Below are 17,498 nucleotides of genomic sequence, written 5' to 3' on the forward strand. Positions count from 1 at the left end.
ATGCCGCCGGACAAAGCAGGCATAATACCGCGCCTTTACCCATCAACCGGTAGCCCCGTGAACCCAACGCCCGCCCTGAATACCTTGCGCCCCTCGGCTTGTCCGGGGTTGCTGCGTATTGTCCAGGCGTTGGATGGCGGCATTTGCCGGGTCAAACTGGCCGGTGGGGCGATTACCAGCGCGCAGGCCCATGCCGTGGCGGACGCGGCCCAGGCCTATGCGGGCGGGGTGATCGAGGCAACCAACCGCGCCAACCTGCAGATTCGTGGGATCGGCGCCGAGCAGGACGCGTTGATCGCCATGCTGCTGGCGGCCGACCTGGGCCCCAGCAGCGCCGCCGGTGACGACGTGCGCAACGTGATGCTCAGCCCCGGCGCCGGCATCGACCCGCAGATGCTGTTCGACACCCGGCCGCTGGCCGAGCAGATCCTGGGCACCCTGCAAACCCATCCGCGCTTCCATGAGCTGTCGGCCAAGTTCGCCGTGCAACTGGATGGGGGCGAAGCCCTGGCGATGCTCGAGCATCACCACGATCTGTGGTTGTCTGCTTTTGTGCGCAATGGCGAGATGCTGCTTGCGTTCGGCCTGGCCGGTTGCCCGGGGTTGGACGCGCCGTTGGCGGCAGTGCCATTGGACCAGGGCCATGCAGTGGTGGTGGCGGTGCTGGAGGCGTTCCTTGACCTGGCGACCCCGGAACAAACGCGCATGCGTCATCTGGCTGTGGATAACGTGTTGAGCCGCCTCAGCCTGCCGCTATTGCCGGCCGATGGCTTCAAGCGCCCGACCAGTGGCGCTTTGCTGCACCTTGGCAGTTATCCACAGGCGCAAAAAAATCAGTTCTACGTTGCCGCCGTCGCCCCCTTGGGCCGTCTGGACTCGACGATGCTCAAGGGCCTCGCACAGTTGGCCAGCGACCACGGCGACGGCACCTTGCGCTTCACTCCCTGGCAAGGCGTGTTACTGCCCTACGTCGAAAAACCTCACGCCGTCACCGCGCGCCTGGAGCAACTGGGTTTTCTCTGCTCTGTCGACCAGCCGCTGGCGCGCATGACCGCCTGTACCGGCTCCAGCGGGTGCGGCAAAGCCCTGGCCGACACCAAGGCCGACGCCATGCAACTGGCCGCGCTGGCGCCTGGGGTTGAGGTGCACCTGTCCGGCTGCCCACGCTCCTGCGCTGCCGCTCACGTGGCGCCGGTCACCTTGCTGGCAGCGAGCCCCGGCCACTACGACGTCTATTTTCGCGAGGCAGCCCAACCCGGTTTCGGTCGGCTGCACGCACGCACTCTTTCTATTGAAGCGACGGGCGCCTTGCTGCGCGCTCGCCCACGGAGCAACACCGATGATTGATTACATCCGCGACGGTCAGGAGATCTATCGCAACTCCTTCGCCATTATTCGCGCGGAAGCCAAATTGGACCGCATCCCGGCCGATCTGGAAAAACTCGCGGTGCGCGTGATTCATGCGTGCGGCATGGTCGACGCGATCGACGGCCTGCAATTCTCCGAAGGTGCGGGCAAGGCCGGCCGCGATGCGCTGGCGGCCGGTGCGCCGATTCTGTGTGATGCGCGGATGGTCTCCGAGGGCGTGACCCGTGCGCGCCTGCCAGCCAACAACGAAGTGATCTGCACCCTGCGCGACGACAGCGTGCCGGCGTTGGCGCGCGAGCTGGGCAACACCCGCTCCGCCGCTGCCCTGGAACTGTGGCGCCCACACCTGGAAGGCAGTGTGGTGGTGATCGGTAACGCGCCGACGGCGTTGTTCTACCTGCTGGAAATGCTCGATGCCGGCGCGCCGAAACCGGCGTTGATCCTGGGTTTCCCGGTCGGTTTTGTCGGCGCGGCCGAATCCAAGGCGATGCTGGCGGCCGACAGCCGTGGCGTGCCATTCGTGATCATGCAGGGCCGCCTGGGCGGCAGCGCCATGGCGGCTGCAGCGGTTAATGCGCTCGCCACGGAGGTCGAATAATGCCGGCTCGCGGACGTTTGATCGGCCTGGGCGTAGGCCCCGGCGACCCGGAACTGATCACCCTCAAGGCCCTGCGCCTGCTGCGTGAATCGCCGGTGGTGGCGTACTTCGTGGCCAAGGGCAAGAAGGGCAACGCCTTCGGCATCATCGAAGACCATTTGGTGCCACAGCAAACCCTGATGCCGCTGGTGTACCCGGTGACCACCGAGGCGCTGCCTGCGCCGCTGTCCTATGAACAAGTGATCAGCGACTTCTACGACACGGCCAGCCTCGACGTGGCCGCGCACCTGGACGCCGGCCGCGATGTGGCGGTGATCTGCGAAGGCGACCCGTTTTTCTACGGCTCCTACATGTACCTGCACGACCGCCTCGCCGAGCGCTACGAAGCACAGGTCATCCCTGGCGTGTGCTCGATGCTCGGCGGTGCCTCGGTGCTTGGCGCGCCGCTGGTGTATCGCAACCAGAGCCTGTCGGTGCTCTCCGGCGTGTTGCCCCATGACGACCTCAAGCGCCGCCTGGCGGACGCCGACGCGGCGGTGATCATGAAGCTGGGCCGCAATTTCCCCAAGGTTCGCCAGGTGCTGGAAGAACTCGGCCTGGCCGCACGCGCGCTGTATGTGGAGCGCGCCACCATGGCCAATCAGAAGATCGTCGCGCTGGATCAGGTTGACCCGTCGTCCTCGCCGTACTTCTCGCTGATCATCGTGCCCGGTGAACGGTGGCAAGGGTGATGACGCCGGCGATTGTCATCTTGGGCCAGGGCAGCCTGGCCACCGCGCGCAGGATCCAACAGGTTTACCCTGGCGCAGTAATCTACGGCCTGGCCGGGCGCGTTGAAGGCGCCGATCAGCCCTACAGCGAATTCGGCGCGACCCTGCGCCAGCTCTACCAGCAAGGCACGCCGCTGGTTGCCCTGTGTGCGGCCGGCATCATCATCCGCACCCTGGCGCCGCTGCTGCTGGAGAAGGGCGAAGAGCCCGCCGTGCTGGCCGTGGCTGAAGACGGCAGCGCCGTGGTGCCCTTGCTCGGTGGCCTGGGTGGCGTGAACGTCATGGCCCGCCAGATTGCGGCCGCACTGGAGGTGGCTGCGGCGATCACCACCAGCGGCGAGTTGCGTTTCGGCACCTGCCTGCTCAACCCGCCCGCGGGTTACCAATTGGCGGACCTGGAGCTGGGCAAGCGCTTTGTCTCGGACCTGCTGGCTGGCGAAAGCGTACGCATCGAAGGTGCCGCGCCGTGGCTGGACCAGGCCAACCTGCCGCAGGATCAACAGGCGCGCCTGGCAATCCATGTGGGCAGCGCCGCGCGCACGCCTGCGGCCAACGAATTGCTGATTTACCCGAAGACGGTGTGCGTCACCTGCAAACCGGGCGCGGACCTGGCGCAGCGCGTACGCACGGCCTTGCACGACGCGGGTCTCGCGGTGCAATCCCTGGCCTGCCTGCAGGCCAGCGACACGCAGATGGCCGACGCGTCGCTGCATGAAGCGGCTTTGGCATTGGGCGTGCCGTTGCGTTTCGCCCACGTGGAACACGACGCGGACATCTCGATCAGTGTCGCGGAACAGCCCCTGGACCTGGCGCAGGTTGGCCGCGCCCGTGGCCGCCTGGCCGTGATCGGCCTGGGCCCCGGTGCCGCCGAACTGATGGTGCCGGCGGTGAAAGCCGAACTGGCGCGTTGCACCGATGTGCTCGGCTACGAAACCTACGTGCGCATGGCCGGGCCGTTCCGTGACGATCAAGTGCAGCACTGCACCGACAATCGCGAAGAAATGCAGCGTGCCCGCAACGCCTTCGAACTGGCCGCCCTTGGGCGCTCGGTGGTGGTGGTGTCATCCGGCGACCCAGGTGTATTCGCCATGGCCGCGGCGGTGATCGAGGCGCTGCACGAGTCCAGCGACCCGGCATGGCACCAGGTCGACCTGGAAATCCTGCCGGGCGTCTCGGCCTCCCTGGCCACCGCCGCCCAGGCGGGTGCGCCGTTGGGTCATGATTTTTGTGTGATGTCGCTGTCGGACAACCTCAAGCCCTGGTCGATCATCGAAAAGCGCCTGGACCTCGCCGCCCAGGCCGACCTGGCGCTGGCGTTCTACAACCCGATCTCTCGTTCGCGGCCTTGGCAGCTGGGGCGCGCGCTGGAAATCGTCGCGCTGCATCGCACCGCTGAAACGCCCGTGGTACTGGGGCGCGATATCGGCCGCCCAGGCCAGACCCTACGCGTCATCACGCTGGGGCAACTCACCCCGGACCAGGTGGATATGCGCACCATGGTGCTGATCGGTTCATCCACTACCTGCACATTCCCGCGTGCCGGTGGTGGCGAATGGGTGTACACGCCGCGGTGGTATGGCGAAAAACCCACCGCTTAAGGCTGTAGGAAAGCTCCGATTTGCGTTGGGTAATTACCTATCGTTGATCGGGGCTTTTTCTTTTTTCCTCGATGAAATCTGGAAGGCCCGGTTCCGCGCCCAGCAATTGCTGGTTGGCGGTTTTCGCGGCGCGCCTGTAAGCAATATATATCGTATGGAAAGCCTTCAAGGCACTGGACTAGTGTGAAGGCCAGCCCCATGTGGGGTGCTTGCGGAGAACTGAAAATGGAGCGACATCACAGAAGGATCAACAGTACAAAAAGGCGCAAGCTGATTGCCGCCTACAAGTTACCCGAAGCGTCAGGAGCGCACGCCGTATTACCGCTGGATACCGACGACGATACCAATGCAGCGGTGGTCAACAACAGCGTGATCTCGTTTGCCGATGGCCTGTCCGGCCTGAGCCGGGAGTACATCCGCAAAAGTTATTTGCTGGCCAGCAGTTATGTCAGCGATGTGTTGAAAGTTCACCGAGGGACGGAGGATTGGTACGACGAATTTATCAAGGTAATGGTCAGCCTGGGCTGGCTGCCGTTACGCAGCAGCTTTGAACGGGTCTCCCGCACCGGCAAGGGTCTGACGGTGCAGTTGACGGTGCTGAACATTATCGCCGCCATGCTGGCCTCGACCTCCCTGGCCGGGCCCGTGATGGCGGCATTGCCGAAGTTGGCGGCCGACGCGCTGGAAGCCATGAAGCAGCAACCCGGCTCGTTCGAGCTGTTCAAACGTAACAGCAGCGTGCATCAGGGCGGCGACTTCGGCGTAGCGTCCTGCGCCGAAGCCAACGGCGAAGTGATGATGGTGCTGGTGACGTACAGCTCCCACGGTGTGAGCAAACAGGTGGGGTTGCCGTTTCTGGAGTGGGACAGCTCTTCCTTCGAGGCCTTCAGTGGGCAGACCTGCCTGGTGCTGAATACCTCGGTGGTCAATGAAAAGACGCTCCAGTTGATGCGCGAAAGCACCGGTGACAAGGTGCAATTGGCGATCGCCAAATACCGGATCTAAGGCACCAGATAACCGCGTACGCCGGTAAAGATGATTTGCGCGGCGAGGGCGCACACGAACAACCCCATCAACCGACTGACGATTTGCAAGCCCTGGTCGCCGAGAATGCGTTCGATACGGTTGGACAGGTACAGCACCACACCCACCGTGAGGCTGGCCAGGGCAATGCTGAGGATGGCGGTGAGCTTGTCATCCCAGTGCGGCTGGCTGACGCCCATCACCAGCAACGCACCGATGGTGCCGGGGCCGACGGTGAGGGGGATGGTCAGCGGTACGATGGTCACGTCCTGCTGCACATTGTCGGTCTGCACCGCCGACTTGCCCTGGGCCATGCCCAGGGCGGAAATGAACAGCACGCTGCCGGCACCGATGCGGAAGGCATCCACGGTGATGCCGAACACACTGAAAATCACGCGGCCGAACAGGTACAACAACACGCTTGAGACCAGGGTGGCCAACGCGACTTTCCAGGCCAGGCGGCGTCGTTCCTTGCTGGAGTAACCACGGGTGAGGCTGATAAAGCAGGACAGCACGAAGAACGGGCTGTAGAGCACCAGCATCTTCAGGTAAACGCTGAATAACACGTGGAGCATGGTGGGGGCTCACAGCGAAGGAGGGCGAGCGGGAGTTTATCAGGCCTGTGGCTGAGCGCTATCTGTGAAGCTACATCAATCCAATGTGGGAGCGGGCTTGCTCGCGAAAGCGGTATATCTGTCAAACATGTTTGGGCTGACACACCGCTTTCGCGAGCAAGCCCGCTCCCACATTTGGATCTGCGTCATGCCTGGGTCAGGAAGGCGCGTGTTCGGGGCGCTGCTGACGCTGCGCGACCCAGAACTCTACCAGCTCACGCAACTGCGACAACTCCACCGGCTTGGCCATATGCCCGTCCATCCCGGCCTGGCGCGCGCGCTCCTTGTGTTCCGAAAGGATATGCGCCGTGAGCGCCACCACCGGGGTGCGAATGCGTTGGTGGCTGACTTCCCACGCGCGCAATTGCTGGGTGGCAGAGAAGCCATCGAGGATCGGCATCTCACAATCCATCAACACCAGGTCATAACGCTGCGCCTTCATCGCTTCCAGCGCTTCCTCACCGTTGCTGGCGGTGTCCGGGTTGAGGTTGAGCTTGCCGAGCATGCCGCGGATCACTTTGGTGGAAATGCTGTTGTCCTCGGCCACCAGGATGCGGAAGTCGCTGGGCACAGTCACGGCTGCCGGCGCGTTGAGGGGCGCGCGGGGCTGCACGTTGCCTTTGCTGCGCTGGGTCAGTTCGTCAGCCAGGGTGGTCTTGAGCGTATAACCCGCCACCGGCTTGGCGAGGATGCGTTTGATCCCGCAATTACGCGCGATGATCTTGCTCGGCGCATTGCTGATGCCGGTGAGCATGATCAACAGGATGTCGTGGTTCAGGCTGGGGTCTTCCTTGATCTTTGCCGCCAGTTGCATGCCGGTCATGCCGGGCATGTTCTGGTCCAGCAGCACCACGTCGAAGTAATCGCGCAGGTGCGCCTTGGTACGCAGCAGCGCCAGGGCTTCCTTGCCCGAGGGCACGGCGCTGACGTTGAGGCCCCAGGCGGTGCATTGCTGCACCAGCACTTTGCGGCAGGTGTCGTTGTCGTCCACCACCAGCACGCGTGCGTCCTTGAGCGGGCCGTCGAGGTCGGAGGTCGGGTGTTCCAGGCGCTCCGGGTCCAGCGGCAGGGTCAGCCACAGGGTGCTGCCCTGATGGGCACTGCTCTTGATGCCGAACTCGCCGTTCATCAACAGAATCAACTGGCGAGCAATGACCAGGCCCAGGTGGCCGCTCAAGCGGGTGGCCGAGAGGAAGTTCTTGCTGTGCAGTTCGCTGTGCAACAGGGCGTCGCGCTCGGCGGCTTCCATCGGCAGGCCGCTGTCTTGTACGGCAATGCGCAGGCGCGGCTTGGTGCTGCGGTCATCCAGGGCGACCACGATCAGTACTTCGCCTTCATCGGTCTTTTGCAGGGCATTTTCCAGCAGGCTCAACAAGGCCTGGCGCAGGCGCGTCGGGTCGCCGCTGATCACGCGGGGTACCTGGGGCTGGATAAAGCTGATCAGCTCGACGTTTTGCTGTTCGGCCTTGGCGCGGAAGATACTCAGGCAGTCTTCGATCAGCGCGTTGAGGTCGAATTGCACGTCGTCCAACTCGATCTGCCCGGACTCGAGCTTGGAAATGTCGAGAATCTCGTTGATCAGCGTGAGCAGTTCGTTACCGGCGCTGTGGATGGTTTGCACGTAGTCGCGCTGTTTCACCGAGAGCGGCGTGCCCAGCAGCAACTCGGTCATGCCCAGCACGCCGTTCATCGGGGTGCGGATCTCGTGGCTGATCTTGGCCAGGAACTCGGCCTTGGCAGCGATCTCTGCATTGCTGGCCGCCAGGTCGCGGCTGAGGCTGAACCGGGCCTCGACAATCGCCCGCTGGCGTTCGCCCAGGGCCAGGCTCATCAACAGGCCACTGAGGCAGATAAAGGCCAACAGGGTGATGATCAAGCCTTGCGGCGAGACCATGGTCAGGCCCAGCAGGGCAGGCAGGATGATCAGCGTGCCGATGTTGAATACCACCATCGCCGCCACGAACAGGCGCGCCGGCCGGTAGCCTTTTTGCCAGTGACAGGCCGAGACAAACAGCATGCTCAGGCCGGCCAGGGCCACCAGCGCATAGGTGATGATGTTCAGCGGCAGGGTGTTGACGAACAACAGCAACAGGCCACACAGCACGATGAACAGGATATCGGCCATCAACAGCTTGTTCAGCGGGTGCGGGCCCAGGGGCATGAAAAAGCGGTAAGCGAACATCAGCCCGCAGGGCGCGGTCAGCAGCAGCGCGAGGTAGGCGCCGGGTGTCTGGATCGCATGCCAGTTCGGCAACCATGGGCCCGCCAGGTTGAGCAGCAGCAGCAGGCTGAGCATCAACAGTATTTCGCAGGCCGCCAGCCACAGGCTGCTGCGCGAGCGATGGTAGGCGAAGCGCGTGATGTTGTGCAGGATCAGCATCAGCAGGCAGCCGAACAGCAGGCCATAGATCAGCGTCTGGGTCTGGTCGGCGGCGGCGAGCACGGCCGGTTCCAGGGTGATGTACGGCCGCAACTCGTGTTCGGAGACCAGGCGCAGGTACACCTCGAGGGGCTTCTGGCTCTGGGGCATCGGCAGCATGAAATCGCTGCTGGGCAGCGGGCGCTCCGCCTGGGGTTGGCGGGTGCCGGTACTTTGTTGTTCGACCAGGGTGTCGCCGTCCAGCACGTAAAGGCTCAGGTGCGACAGGTCCGGCGCGAATACCCGCAGCACTTGCTCGTGCTTGCCGGGTTGCAGCTTGAAACGTACCCACAACGCACCGGCCGGTTCCGCGGCGGTAATGCGGTCCAGTTCGATGGGGCTGAATTGATTGGTGTAGCGCGAGGAGCGGATGTCGCTCAGTTGCAGGTCGGCCTGCTCATCGAGCAATACCGCCCAGCCACTGCCTTGCGCGGCGGCCTGGGCCGGGAACAGGCAGAGCAATGTCAGCAGACTGACAGTTAAACCTATGGCGATCCTGAGCCAGCGCACGGCGAAATCCCTTCGTAGGTTGATGCACGGGTTAACTATGCGCGGGGTGGCCTGCATACGGCAAGGGCCAGAGGCCCCTGCCTAACCGAACGGATAGCTCCTGCTGTACGGCTTACTGGTTCTCGCCGCGCTCACGGGCAATGGCGCGATAGCCGATGTCTGTGCGGTAGAAGCAGCCTTTCCAATCGATCTTCGCGGCCAGCTTGTATGCCTGTTGCTGCGCGGCGTCGACACTGGCACCCATTGCGGTGGCGCACAACACACGGCCACCTGCGGTTACAACTTTGCCATCCTTGAGCGCCGTGCCCGCATGGAACACCTTGCCTTCCAGCGTAGCAGCCGCATCCAGGCCTTCAATCACATCGCCCTTGGCGTAGTCGGCAGGGTAACCACCGGCCGCCAGCACAATGCCGACGCTCGGACGTGGGTCCCACTGTGCTTCCACCTTGTCCAGGGCTTGGGCCAGGGCGGCTTCCACCAGCAGCACCAGGCTCGACTGCAGGCGCAGCATCACCGGTTGGGTTTCCGGGTCGCCGAAGCGGCAGTTGAACTCGATGACTTTCGGGTTACCGGCTTTGTCGATCATCAGGCCGGCGTAGAGGAAACCGGTGTACACATTGCCTTCGTCAGCCATACCACGCACGGTCGGCCAGATCACCAGGTCCATCACGCGCTTGTGGACTTCAGCCGTCACCACTGGGGCAGGGGAATAAGCACCCATGCCGCCGGTGTTCGGGCCGCTATCGCCGTCGCCGACGCGTTTGTGATCCTGGCTGGTGGCCATCGGCAGTACGTTCTTACCGTCGACCATCACGATAAAGCTGGCTTCTTCGCCGTCGAGGAATTCCTCGATGACTACGCGCGAACCGGCTTCGCCAAAGGCATTGCCGGCGAGCATGTCGCGCACTGCGTCTTCGGCTTCTTGCAGGGTCATCGCGACGATCACGCCTTTACCGGCGGCCAGGCCATCGGCCTTGATCACGATCGGTGCACCGACTTCACGCAGGTAAGCCAGGGCCGGCTCGATCTCGGTGAAGTTCTGGTAATCGGCAGTCGGGATCTTGTGGCGTGCGAGGAAATCCTTGGTGAAGGCTTTCGAACCTTCCAGCTGTGCCGCACCGGCGGTTGGGCCGAAGCAATCCAGGCCACGGCTGCGGAACAGGTCGACAACGCCGGCAACCAAAGGCACTTCCGGACCGACGATGGTCAGGGATACATTTTTTTCAGCAAAGTCGGCCAACTGCTCGAGGGCCAGCACGTCGATGGCGACGTTCTCGCACTTGGCTTCAATGGCGGTACCGGCGTTGCCAGGGGCTACGAAAACTTTCTGGACGCGTGGGTCCTGGGCAACTTTCCAGGCCAGGGCGTGTTCACGGCCACCGCTGCCAATGATCAAAACATTCATTTCAAAAACCTCAAATTCTATAAGGCGCTAACGTGGCGCCGGACTCGTGTGGCGAGCGGGCTTGCCCGCGTTGGGCTGCGAAGCGGCCCCAACACCAAGCACCGAGGGCTGACTGATAAAGCCTGTGTTTCTTGAGGGGGGCTGCTGCGCAGCCCAACGCGGGCAAGCCCGCTCGCCACAAGAAGCCCCCTCCTACATTTGGATCAGTGACGGAAGTGGCGCATGCCGGTGAAGACCATGGCGATGCCGGCTTCGTCGGCTGCAGCGATGACTTCTGCATCACGCATCGAGCCGCCTGGTTGAATCACAGCCGTTACGCCGGCTTTCGCGGCGTTGTCCAGGCCGTCACGGAACGGGAAGAACGCATCAGACGCCATCACCGAACCCACGACCTGCAAACCGGCGTGCTCGGCCTTTATCGCAGCGATACGCGCCGAGTTCACACGGCTCATCTGGCCGGCGCCGACACCGATGGTCTGGCGGTTCTTGGCGTAGACGATGGCGTTGGATTTAACGTACTTGGCCACTTTCCAGGCGAAGATCAGGTCGTTGATCTCTTGCTCGGTCGGCGCACGCTTGGTCACGACTGTAAGGTCTTCGCTGCCGATCATGCCAATGTCGCGGCTTTGTACCAGCAGGCCGCCGTTGACGCGCTTGTAGTCCCAGGCCGCGGCACGCTCAGCCGACCACTCGCCACAGGCCAGCAGGCGTACGTTGGCCTTGGCGGCGACGATGGCGCGGGCTTCTGCGCTCACGCTCGGGGCGATGATCACTTCCACGAACTGACGCTCAACGATCGCTTTAGCGGTTTCGGCATCCAACTCGCGGTTGAAGGCGATGATGCCGCCGAACGCGGATTCGGTGTCGGTGGCGTAGGCCAGTTCGTAGGCCTGGCGAATACCGCCTTCAGCGTCCGGGCTGACGGCTACGCCGCACGGGTTGGCGTGCTTGACGATCACGCAGGCCGGCTTGACGAAGCTTTTCACACATTCCAGCGCGGCGTCGGTGTCGGCCACGTTGTTGTAGGACAGTTCTTTGCCTTGCAACTGGGTTGCGGTGGCGATGCCGACTTCGGCCGGCTTGGCTTCCACGTAGAACGCCGCGCTCTGGTGCGGGTTCTCGCCGTAGCGCATTTCCTGGGCCTTGATGAACTGGCTGTTGAAGGTCCGCGGGAACTGGCTGCGGCCTTCGGTGCTGAGGGTTTCAGCCGCCTGGTTCACGGTGCCCATGTAGTTGGCGATCATGCCGTCGTAGGCGGCGGTGTGTTCGAACGCCTTGAGCATCAGGTCGAAGCGCTGGGCGTAGGTCAGGCCGCCGGCTTTCAGGCTTTCCAATACTTGCGCGTAGTCGCTGGCGTTGACCACGATGGCCACGTCTTTGTGGTTCTTGGCCGCGGAGCGAACCATGGTCGGGCCGCCGATATCGATGTTTTCGATGGCGGTCGGCAGGTCGCAGCCTGGCTTGTTGATGGTGGCTTCGAACGGGTAGAGGTTAACGGCCACCAGGTCGATCGGCTTGATGCCGTGCTCGGTCATGATGGCGTCGTCGATACCGCGACGGCCGAGGATGCCGCCGTGGATTTTCGGGTGCAGGGTCTTGACCCGACCGTCCATCATTTCTGCGAAGCCGGTGTAGTCCGCCACTTCCACTGCGGCCACGCCGTTGTCCTGCAGCAGTTTGAAGGTCCCGCCCGTGGAGAGGATTTCCACGCCCAGGGCTTCCAGCTCCCGGGCAAATTCGAGGATCCCGGTCTTGTCGGAGACACTGATCAAGGCGCGGCGGATCGGCAGGCGGGTAGTCTGGTCGGTCATTTCAATTTCCATCAAAAGCAAAGGAGTCAGCAAAAAAGGCGACCGGTTTTACGCGGGCGCCTTTCTGGTTTGATTGAATGCTTACAGCAAATCGTATTGTTTGAGCTTTTTGCGCAGGGTGCCACGGTTGAGGCCCAGCAGCTCACTGGCTTTGGTCTGGTTGCCCTTGACGTAGTTCATCACGCTTTCGAGCAAGGGCGCCTCGACTTCGGAGAGCACCAGGTTGTACACGTCCGTGACGGAAGCGCCCTCAAGGTGGGCGAAATAATTGTGCAGCGCCTTCTCGACACTCCCGCGAAGGGTCTGGCCTTCTTCGCTCGGCGTGTTGAGGTGCTGTTTCAAATTGACGTTGTCGCTCACGGGTGTTGTTCCACTCACTAAAGTCTCGGTCATCATCGTCATGCGGCCACCCCCTCTCCGTCCCCTGTCCCCAGGCTCTTGTAACGCTCGCTGAAAAACTCACGAACGTTGGCGCACTGTGCTTCCGTATCATCCAAACGATTGAAGTGGGCGCGAAACTCCCTGGCGCCCGGCAAGGTTGCGAGATACCAGCCGACATGCTTGCGAGCAATGCGTACTCCCATCACGTCTCCATAGAAGGCGTGCAGGGCGGCCAGATGCTCTAGCAGAATACGTTCCACCTCGATCAGCTCCGGTGCCGGCAAGACCTCGCCGGTACGCAGAAAGTGCTCGATCTCACGAAAAATCCACGGTCGCCCCTGGGCGGCCCGGCCAATCAACAAGCCATCGGCACCGGTTGCGTGCAGCACGCGCCGGGCTTTCTCGGCTGAATCGATATCGCCATTGGCAAACACCGGCATCGACACCGCCTGCTTGATCGCGGCGATGGTGTCGTACTCGGCTTTACCGGTGTACAGATCGGCGCGGGTGCGGCCATGCACCGCCAGCGCTGTAATACCTGCCTGTTCGGCGATCTTCGCCACCGTCAGGCCGTTCTTGTTGTCCCGGTCCCAGCCGGTGCGAATCTTCAGGGTTACCGGCACATCCACTGCGGCAACAACGGCCTGCAGGATCTCGGCAACCAACTGTTCGTCCTTCAACAAGGCGGAACCGGCGGCCTTGTTACACACCTTCTTGGCCGGGCAGCCCATGTTGATATCAATGATCTGTGCGCCCAACTCCACGTTGGCCCGGGCCGCATCCGCGAGCATCTGTGCATCACCCCCGGCGATCTGTACCGAGCGGGGCTCGGGATCACCTTCGTGGATCATGCGCATCCGCGATTTGCGGGTGTTCCACAAGCTCATGTCGCTGGTGACCATTTCCGAGACTACTAGACCCGCGCCCAAACGCTTGCACAGCTGACGAAAGGGCTGGTCGGTGACGCCCGCCATAGGGGCGAGAATCAAGCCGTTCTGCAATGTATATGGGCCGATGCGTACCGCCGACATAGGACTTCCCTGTTGTGGGGCCGGATCATTAGAGTTCGAAAAAGGGTTGGCATGATACCCGCTCTCGATGACTGGATAAAGGCTGAATTGGATAAAATCTGAACAGTTATTTCTTTATCGCTGCCGGTTTGGTTGCGCAACGCCAAGTCAAGAATTTGCCGTCAAGCCTCAGCACATCACCCGATTCACTCGGGCGAGTGGAAGCTCAGGCTGTAATTCACGGCTTTATTGCCCGGATCGAGAATATCCAGGGAGATATGGATTGGGGTCTGCGAGGGCATTTCGCTGACGCCGGCCAGCTCGCCGCTGAGGTATTCGGCGGGCTTGAAGCGACGGCTGGCGATCAGGCCGCCGTTCATGTCGGCAAAGCGCAACTCCAGCAGCGGAAAGGGCTGGGAGAAGGTCGCGCGGTTGTAGATGATCGCATCCACCACCAGCGCCCCGGCGAATTCCGGGTGGCTGCGCACCACCAGGTTGCTGCTCTTGATGTGGGCGATATCGACCCGTGACGGCACGGTGCAACCCAGTGTGGGGCACAGTTGCTGGAACCATGGGCGGTAGGCGTCCTGGCGGGCCAGGTCGTCGAACTGGTAAGCGATGTACTGGCCGGCGAGGCCGGCGGCGGCGATCAATACCAGCAGGATCCACACCAGGCGTCGACCCAGGCTCGACGGGCGTTTGTGCGCGTAGAGGTGCAGCGGGTCGTCTTCCAGGTCCTGGAGCACGTCGTCGTGCACGCTGGCTTCGGCGCGCAGGCGCTTGCGACGCGGCTGCGGGCGTTCTTCTGGCTCGTGTTCGTCTGCCGCATGGGTCAGGGGCGTGAAGGGTGGGTCTGCGTTGTCGTCATCCGGCAGCGAACGCAACGGCGGCTCATCGTCGATATCGTCGGGGTGAAACGACATGGACGGTTCGGTGCGCTGTTTGGTCGCGGGCTCGGGGTCTTCTTCGGTGGCCTGGGCGCGTTCTTCTGGCGGCTCGCTGAACAGGCTGGCGGCCCATTTCTCTTCCTCGGCCTTGACGGTATCGCGGCTGGCGCTGAGGGCGTCTTCCTTCTGCCGGCGGTCGGAGCCGGACTGACGGCGCTCCGCATTCACTGGGAGCGTATGCTGAATCTCGCGGCGTTCCAGCTTGGCCAGCTCTTCGTCCAGGTCCAGGTTGTCCAGGTCCAGCTCTTCGGCGGTCCACTGTTTCTGGCTGATAGCCCGCGGGGCATCGAGGGTGGGCTCCGGGATCGGCTCGGCGACGGTCGGCTGTTCAGTTGGCGCAGCAGATGCTTGAGCGCGCTGCTCCAACAACTGGCGCACCGCGTTGAATACTTGCAGGCACGAACCGCAGCGCACCACGCCACGGGCCGCGCTCAATTGAGCGTGGTTGACGCGAAAGCGCGCTTGGCAATGTGGGCACTGGGTGACGAAACTGTCGGTCATGCGGCCATCCGATTCAGGCAAGCGCTCATTCTAGCGCCGACGCCCGCTGATGCGTACCCAGCCATCGCGGTTGGCGATAGGGTCCAGCTCGAAATCCTTGGCATAGGCGGCGGCCACGTCTTCGCCCTGTTCGGCGAGGATGCCTGACAGCGCCAGGCGCCCACCCGGCTTGACCAGGCTCGACAGCTGCGGCGCCAGGGATACCAGCGGGCCGGCGAGGATATTGGCCACCAGCACATCGGCCTGCACCTGGGGCAAATCTTCCGGCAGGTAGAGTGGGAATTTGCCTTCAGCAATGTTGTTGCGCCCGGCGTTGTCGCGGGAGGCTTCCAGGGCTTGTACGTCGATGTCGGTACCCACGGCTTCCTTGGCGCCCAGCAGCAGGGCGGCAATCGCCAGGATCCCCGAGCCACAGCCGAAGTCCAGCACGTTGCTGTCGGTCAGGTCCTGACCGTCGAGCCATTCCAGGCACAGCGCAGTGGTGGGGTGGGTGCCGGTGCCGAAGGCCAGGCCCGGGTCCAGCAGCAGGTTGACCGCCTCCGGCTCCGGCGCGGCGTGCCAGCTTGGTACGATCCACAGGCGCTGGCCGAAACGCATCGGCTGGAAGTTGTCCATCCAGCAGCGTTCCCAGTCCTGGTCTTCGATCACTTCGCTGTGATGCTCGGGCAGCGGGCCGCCGGTGAGCAGTTCCATATGGGCCAGCACGGCGGCGGCATCGGTGCCGTCTTCGAACAGGGCCAGCAAATGGGTGTGGGACCACAGCGGGGTGGTGTTGAGTTCCGGTTCGAAGATCGGTTGGTCTTCGGCGTCCATGAAGGTCACCGACACGGCGCCGACTTCGAGGAAAGCGTCTTCGTAGGTTTCGGCTTGTTCTGGGCTGATGGCGAGACGGACTTGCAGCCAAGGCATGGCGGGCACCTTTGAAAAAATTGAATGTGCGACGGGTGGGCCGCGAAAGCGCGCAAGTTTACGCGAGAGCAGGGCAGAAGACGACACTGCTGACGGTACACCGGCTAAATGTGGGAAGGGGCTTGCCCCCGATAGCGGTGGATCAGTGACAGATATTGAGGCTGGCACACCGCCATCGGGGGCAAGCCCCTCCCACATTTTTGATTTGTGTACATCCCAGAAACAACAAAGCCGCCCGAAGGCGGCTTTGTTGGGTGGAACGCTTACTGGTTGGCCAGCTTGTGTTCCAGGTAGTGAATGTTCACACCACCTTCGCAGAAGCCTTCATCACGAACCAGGTCCCGATGCAGCGGGATGTTGGTCTTGATGCCGTCTACCACGATTTCGTCCAGGGCATTGCGCATGCGGGCCATCGCCTCGTCGCGGGTGGCGCCCCAGGTGATCAGCTTGCCGATCAGCGAGTCGTAGTTGGACGGAACCTTGTAGCCGCTGTACAGGTGCGAATCCACACGTACGCCGTTGCCGCCGGGGGCGTGGAAATGCTTGACCAGGCCAGGGCTTGGGATAAAGGTTTTCGGGTCTTCGGCGTTGATGCGGCACTCCAGGGAGTGGCCGTGCATCTTCACGTCGTCCTGGGTGAACGACAGCACGTTACCGGCGGCGATGCTGAGCATCTCCTTGACGATGTCGATACCGGTGACCATCTCCGAAACCGGGTGCTCTACCTGCACGCGAGTGTTCATCTCGATGAAGTAGAAACGGCCGTTCTCGTACAGGAACTCAAAGGTACCGGCGCCACGGTAGTTGATGTCGATGCACGCCTTGACGCAGCGAGCCAGCACTTCCTGGCGAGCGGTTTCATCCAGGCCCGGTGCCGGCGCTTCTTCCAACACCTTCTGGTGACGACGTTGCAGCGAGCAATCGCGGTCGCCCAGGTGGATGGCGTGGCCCTGGCCGTCGGACAGTACCTGGACTTCCACGTGACGTGGGTTGGTCAGGTACTTTTCCAGGTAGACCATCGGGTTGCCGAACCAGGCGCCTGCTTCGGAGCGGGTCTGCTTGGCGGCTTCGATCAGGTCTTCTTCCTTGTGCACCACGCGCATGCCGCGACCACCACCGCCACCGGCGGCCTTGATGATCACCGGGTAACCGACTTCGCGACCAATGCGCAGGGCGGTTTCCTCGTCTTCCGGCAGTGGGCCGTCGGAGCCAGGCACGGTTGGCACACCGGCTGCGATCATGGCGTCCTTGGCCGAGACCTTGTCGCCCATCAGGCGAATGGTTTCGGCTTTAGGGCCAATGAAGGCAAACCCGGATTTTTCCACCTGTTCGGCGAAATCGGCGTTTTCCGCGAGGAAGCCGTAGCCCGGGTGGATGCCATCAGCGCCGGTCACTTCAGCAGCGGCGATGATGTTCGAGACTTTCAGGTACGAGTTCGTGGCCAGTGGCGGGCCGATGCAGATGCTTTCGTCCGCCAGTTTCACGTGCATCAATTCGGTATCGGCCGTCGAGTAAACAGCGACGGTCTTGATGCCCTCTTCCTTACAGGCGCGCAGGATACGCAGCGCGATCTCGCCGCGGTTGGCGATCAGGACTTTTTGCAGTTTCTTCGCAGGTTTCAACATCGAAGGCGC

The 17,498-nt window shown here is 62.7% G+C and carries 14 protein-coding genes; 5 read left to right on the top strand and 9 right to left on the bottom strand.

The genetic code is table 11. The features are described 5' to 3' along the window. The 5 genes from cobG (at nt 1) to CXQ82_RS03150 (ending at nt 5,339) form a co-directional block, all read left to right on the top strand. Entirely contained in the window at nt 1-1,347 is a 1,347-nt protein-coding gene (cobG, locus tag CXQ82_RS03130; protein WP_101266059.1) for a precorrin-3B synthase, read from the top strand. Then, on the top strand, nt 1,340-1,966 hold the full coding sequence (locus CXQ82_RS03135) for a precorrin-8X methylmutase (protein WP_010213506.1): 627 nt from the start codon (nt 1,340-1,342) through the stop codon (nt 1,964-1,966). The genes cobG and CXQ82_RS03135 overlap by 8 nt, the downstream gene beginning before the upstream one ends. Beyond that, complete coding sequence (locus CXQ82_RS03140) at nt 1,966-2,697, top strand: precorrin-2 C(20)-methyltransferase (RefSeq protein ID WP_101266061.1); 732 nt, start codon at nt 1,966-1,968, stop codon at nt 2,695-2,697. Before CXQ82_RS03135 ends, CXQ82_RS03140 begins: the two co-directional genes overlap by 1 nt. Continuing rightward, nucleotides 2,697-4,334 (top strand): precorrin-3B C(17)-methyltransferase, encoded by a 1,638-nt coding sequence (cobJ, locus tag CXQ82_RS03145; protein ID WP_101266063.1) that lies wholly within the window; start codon nt 2,697-2,699, stop codon nt 4,332-4,334. Before CXQ82_RS03140 ends, cobJ begins: the two co-directional genes overlap by 1 nt. A gap of 225 nt (nt 4,335-4,559) precedes the next feature. Next, nucleotides 4,560-5,339 carry a hypothetical protein gene (locus CXQ82_RS03150; RefSeq protein ID WP_101266065.1) on the top strand — a complete coding sequence of 260 codons (780 nt, stop codon included), beginning with the start codon at nt 4,560-4,562 and terminating at the stop codon, nt 5,337-5,339. Here CXQ82_RS03150 and CXQ82_RS03155 read toward each other — a convergent pair. From CXQ82_RS03155 to accC, 9 genes are all read right to left on the bottom strand, one after another. Beyond that, a complete protein-coding gene (locus CXQ82_RS03155) occupies nt 5,336-5,932 on the bottom strand; it encodes a MarC family protein (protein WP_003171467.1) in 597 nt (198 codons plus the stop codon). The genes CXQ82_RS03150 and CXQ82_RS03155 overlap by 4 nt on opposite strands. A 196-nt stretch (nt 5,933-6,128) precedes the next feature. Further along, entirely contained in the window at nt 6,129-8,900 is a 2,772-nt protein-coding gene (locus CXQ82_RS03160) for a hybrid sensor histidine kinase/response regulator (RefSeq protein WP_101266067.1), read from the bottom strand. Between the two features lie 112 nt (nt 8,901-9,012). Next, nucleotides 9,013-10,305, bottom strand: coding sequence for a phosphoribosylamine--glycine ligase (gene purD, locus CXQ82_RS03165; protein ID WP_101266069.1), 1,293 nt, complete (start codon nt 10,303-10,305; stop codon nt 9,013-9,015). A 203-nt stretch (nt 10,306-10,508) separates the two neighbouring features. Further along, nucleotides 10,509-12,116 (bottom strand): bifunctional phosphoribosylaminoimidazolecarboxamide formyltransferase/IMP cyclohydrolase, encoded by a 1,608-nt coding sequence (gene purH, locus CXQ82_RS03170; RefSeq protein WP_101266071.1) that lies wholly within the window; start codon nt 12,114-12,116, stop codon nt 10,509-10,511. 81 nt (nt 12,117-12,197) lie between these two features. Further along, nucleotides 12,198-12,518 (bottom strand): DNA-binding transcriptional regulator Fis, encoded by a 321-nt coding sequence (fis, locus tag CXQ82_RS03175; RefSeq protein ID WP_002555375.1) that lies wholly within the window; start codon nt 12,516-12,518, stop codon nt 12,198-12,200. Further along, on the bottom strand, nt 12,515-13,528 hold the full coding sequence (gene dusB / locus CXQ82_RS03180; protein WP_101266073.1) for a tRNA dihydrouridine synthase DusB: 1,014 nt from the start codon (nt 13,526-13,528) through the stop codon (nt 12,515-12,517). Before dusB ends, fis begins: the two co-directional genes overlap by 4 nt. Before the next feature lie 185 nt (nt 13,529-13,713). Next, nucleotides 13,714-14,955 (bottom strand): DUF3426 domain-containing protein, encoded by a 1,242-nt coding sequence (locus tag CXQ82_RS03190; protein WP_101266077.1) that lies wholly within the window; start codon nt 14,953-14,955, stop codon nt 13,714-13,716. 30 nt (nt 14,956-14,985) lie between these two features. Beyond that, nucleotides 14,986-15,864, bottom strand: a complete 879-nt coding sequence (gene prmA, locus CXQ82_RS03195; RefSeq protein WP_101266079.1) for a 50S ribosomal protein L11 methyltransferase — start codon at nt 15,862-15,864, stop codon at nt 14,986-14,988. A 263-nt stretch (nt 15,865-16,127) separates the two neighbouring features. Next, complete coding sequence (gene accC, locus CXQ82_RS03200; protein ID WP_101266081.1) at nt 16,128-17,489, bottom strand: acetyl-CoA carboxylase biotin carboxylase subunit; 1,362 nt, start codon at nt 17,487-17,489, stop codon at nt 16,128-16,130. Nucleotides 17,490-17,498: the final 9 nt, after the last annotated feature.

Source organism: Pseudomonas sp. S09G 359 (assembly GCF_002843605.1).
GTDB lineage: Bacteria > Pseudomonadota > Gammaproteobacteria > Pseudomonadales > Pseudomonadaceae > Aquipseudomonas.

Coding starts and splice junctions, on each gene's coding strand:
- cobG (WP_101266059.1), top strand. CDS start 1: ATGCCGCCGGACAAAGCAGGCATAATACCGCGCCTTTACCCATCAACC.
- CXQ82_RS03135 (WP_010213506.1), top strand. CDS start 1,340: ATGATTGATTACATCCGCGACGGTCAGGAGATCTATCGCAACTCCTTC.
- CXQ82_RS03140 (WP_101266061.1), top strand. CDS start 1,966: ATGCCGGCTCGCGGACGTTTGATCGGCCTGGGCGTAGGCCCCGGCGAC.
- cobJ (WP_101266063.1), top strand. CDS start 2,697: ATGACGCCGGCGATTGTCATCTTGGGCCAGGGCAGCCTGGCCACCGCG.
- CXQ82_RS03150 (WP_101266065.1), top strand. CDS start 4,560: ATGGAGCGACATCACAGAAGGATCAACAGTACAAAAAGGCGCAAGCTG.
- CXQ82_RS03155 (WP_003171467.1), bottom strand. CDS start 5,932: ATGCTCCACGTGTTATTCAGCGTTTACCTGAAGATGCTGGTGCTCTAC.
- purD (WP_101266069.1), bottom strand. CDS start 10,305: ATGAATGTTTTGATCATTGGCAGCGGTGGCCGTGAACACGCCCTGGCC.
- purH (WP_101266071.1), bottom strand. CDS start 12,116: ATGACCGACCAGACTACCCGCCTGCCGATCCGCCGCGCCTTGATCAGT.
- fis (WP_002555375.1), bottom strand. CDS start 12,518: ATGACGATGATGACCGAGACTTTAGTGAGTGGAACAACACCCGTGAGC.
- dusB (WP_101266073.1), bottom strand. CDS start 13,528: ATGTCGGCGGTACGCATCGGCCCATATACATTGCAGAACGGCTTGATT.
- CXQ82_RS03190 (WP_101266077.1), bottom strand. CDS start 14,955: ATGACCGACAGTTTCGTCACCCAGTGCCCACATTGCCAAGCGCGCTTT.
- prmA (WP_101266079.1), bottom strand. CDS start 15,864: ATGCCTTGGCTGCAAGTCCGTCTCGCCATCAGCCCAGAACAAGCCGAA.
- accC (WP_101266081.1), bottom strand. CDS start 17,489: ATGTTGAAACCTGCGAAGAAACTGCAAAAAGTCCTGATCGCCAACCGC.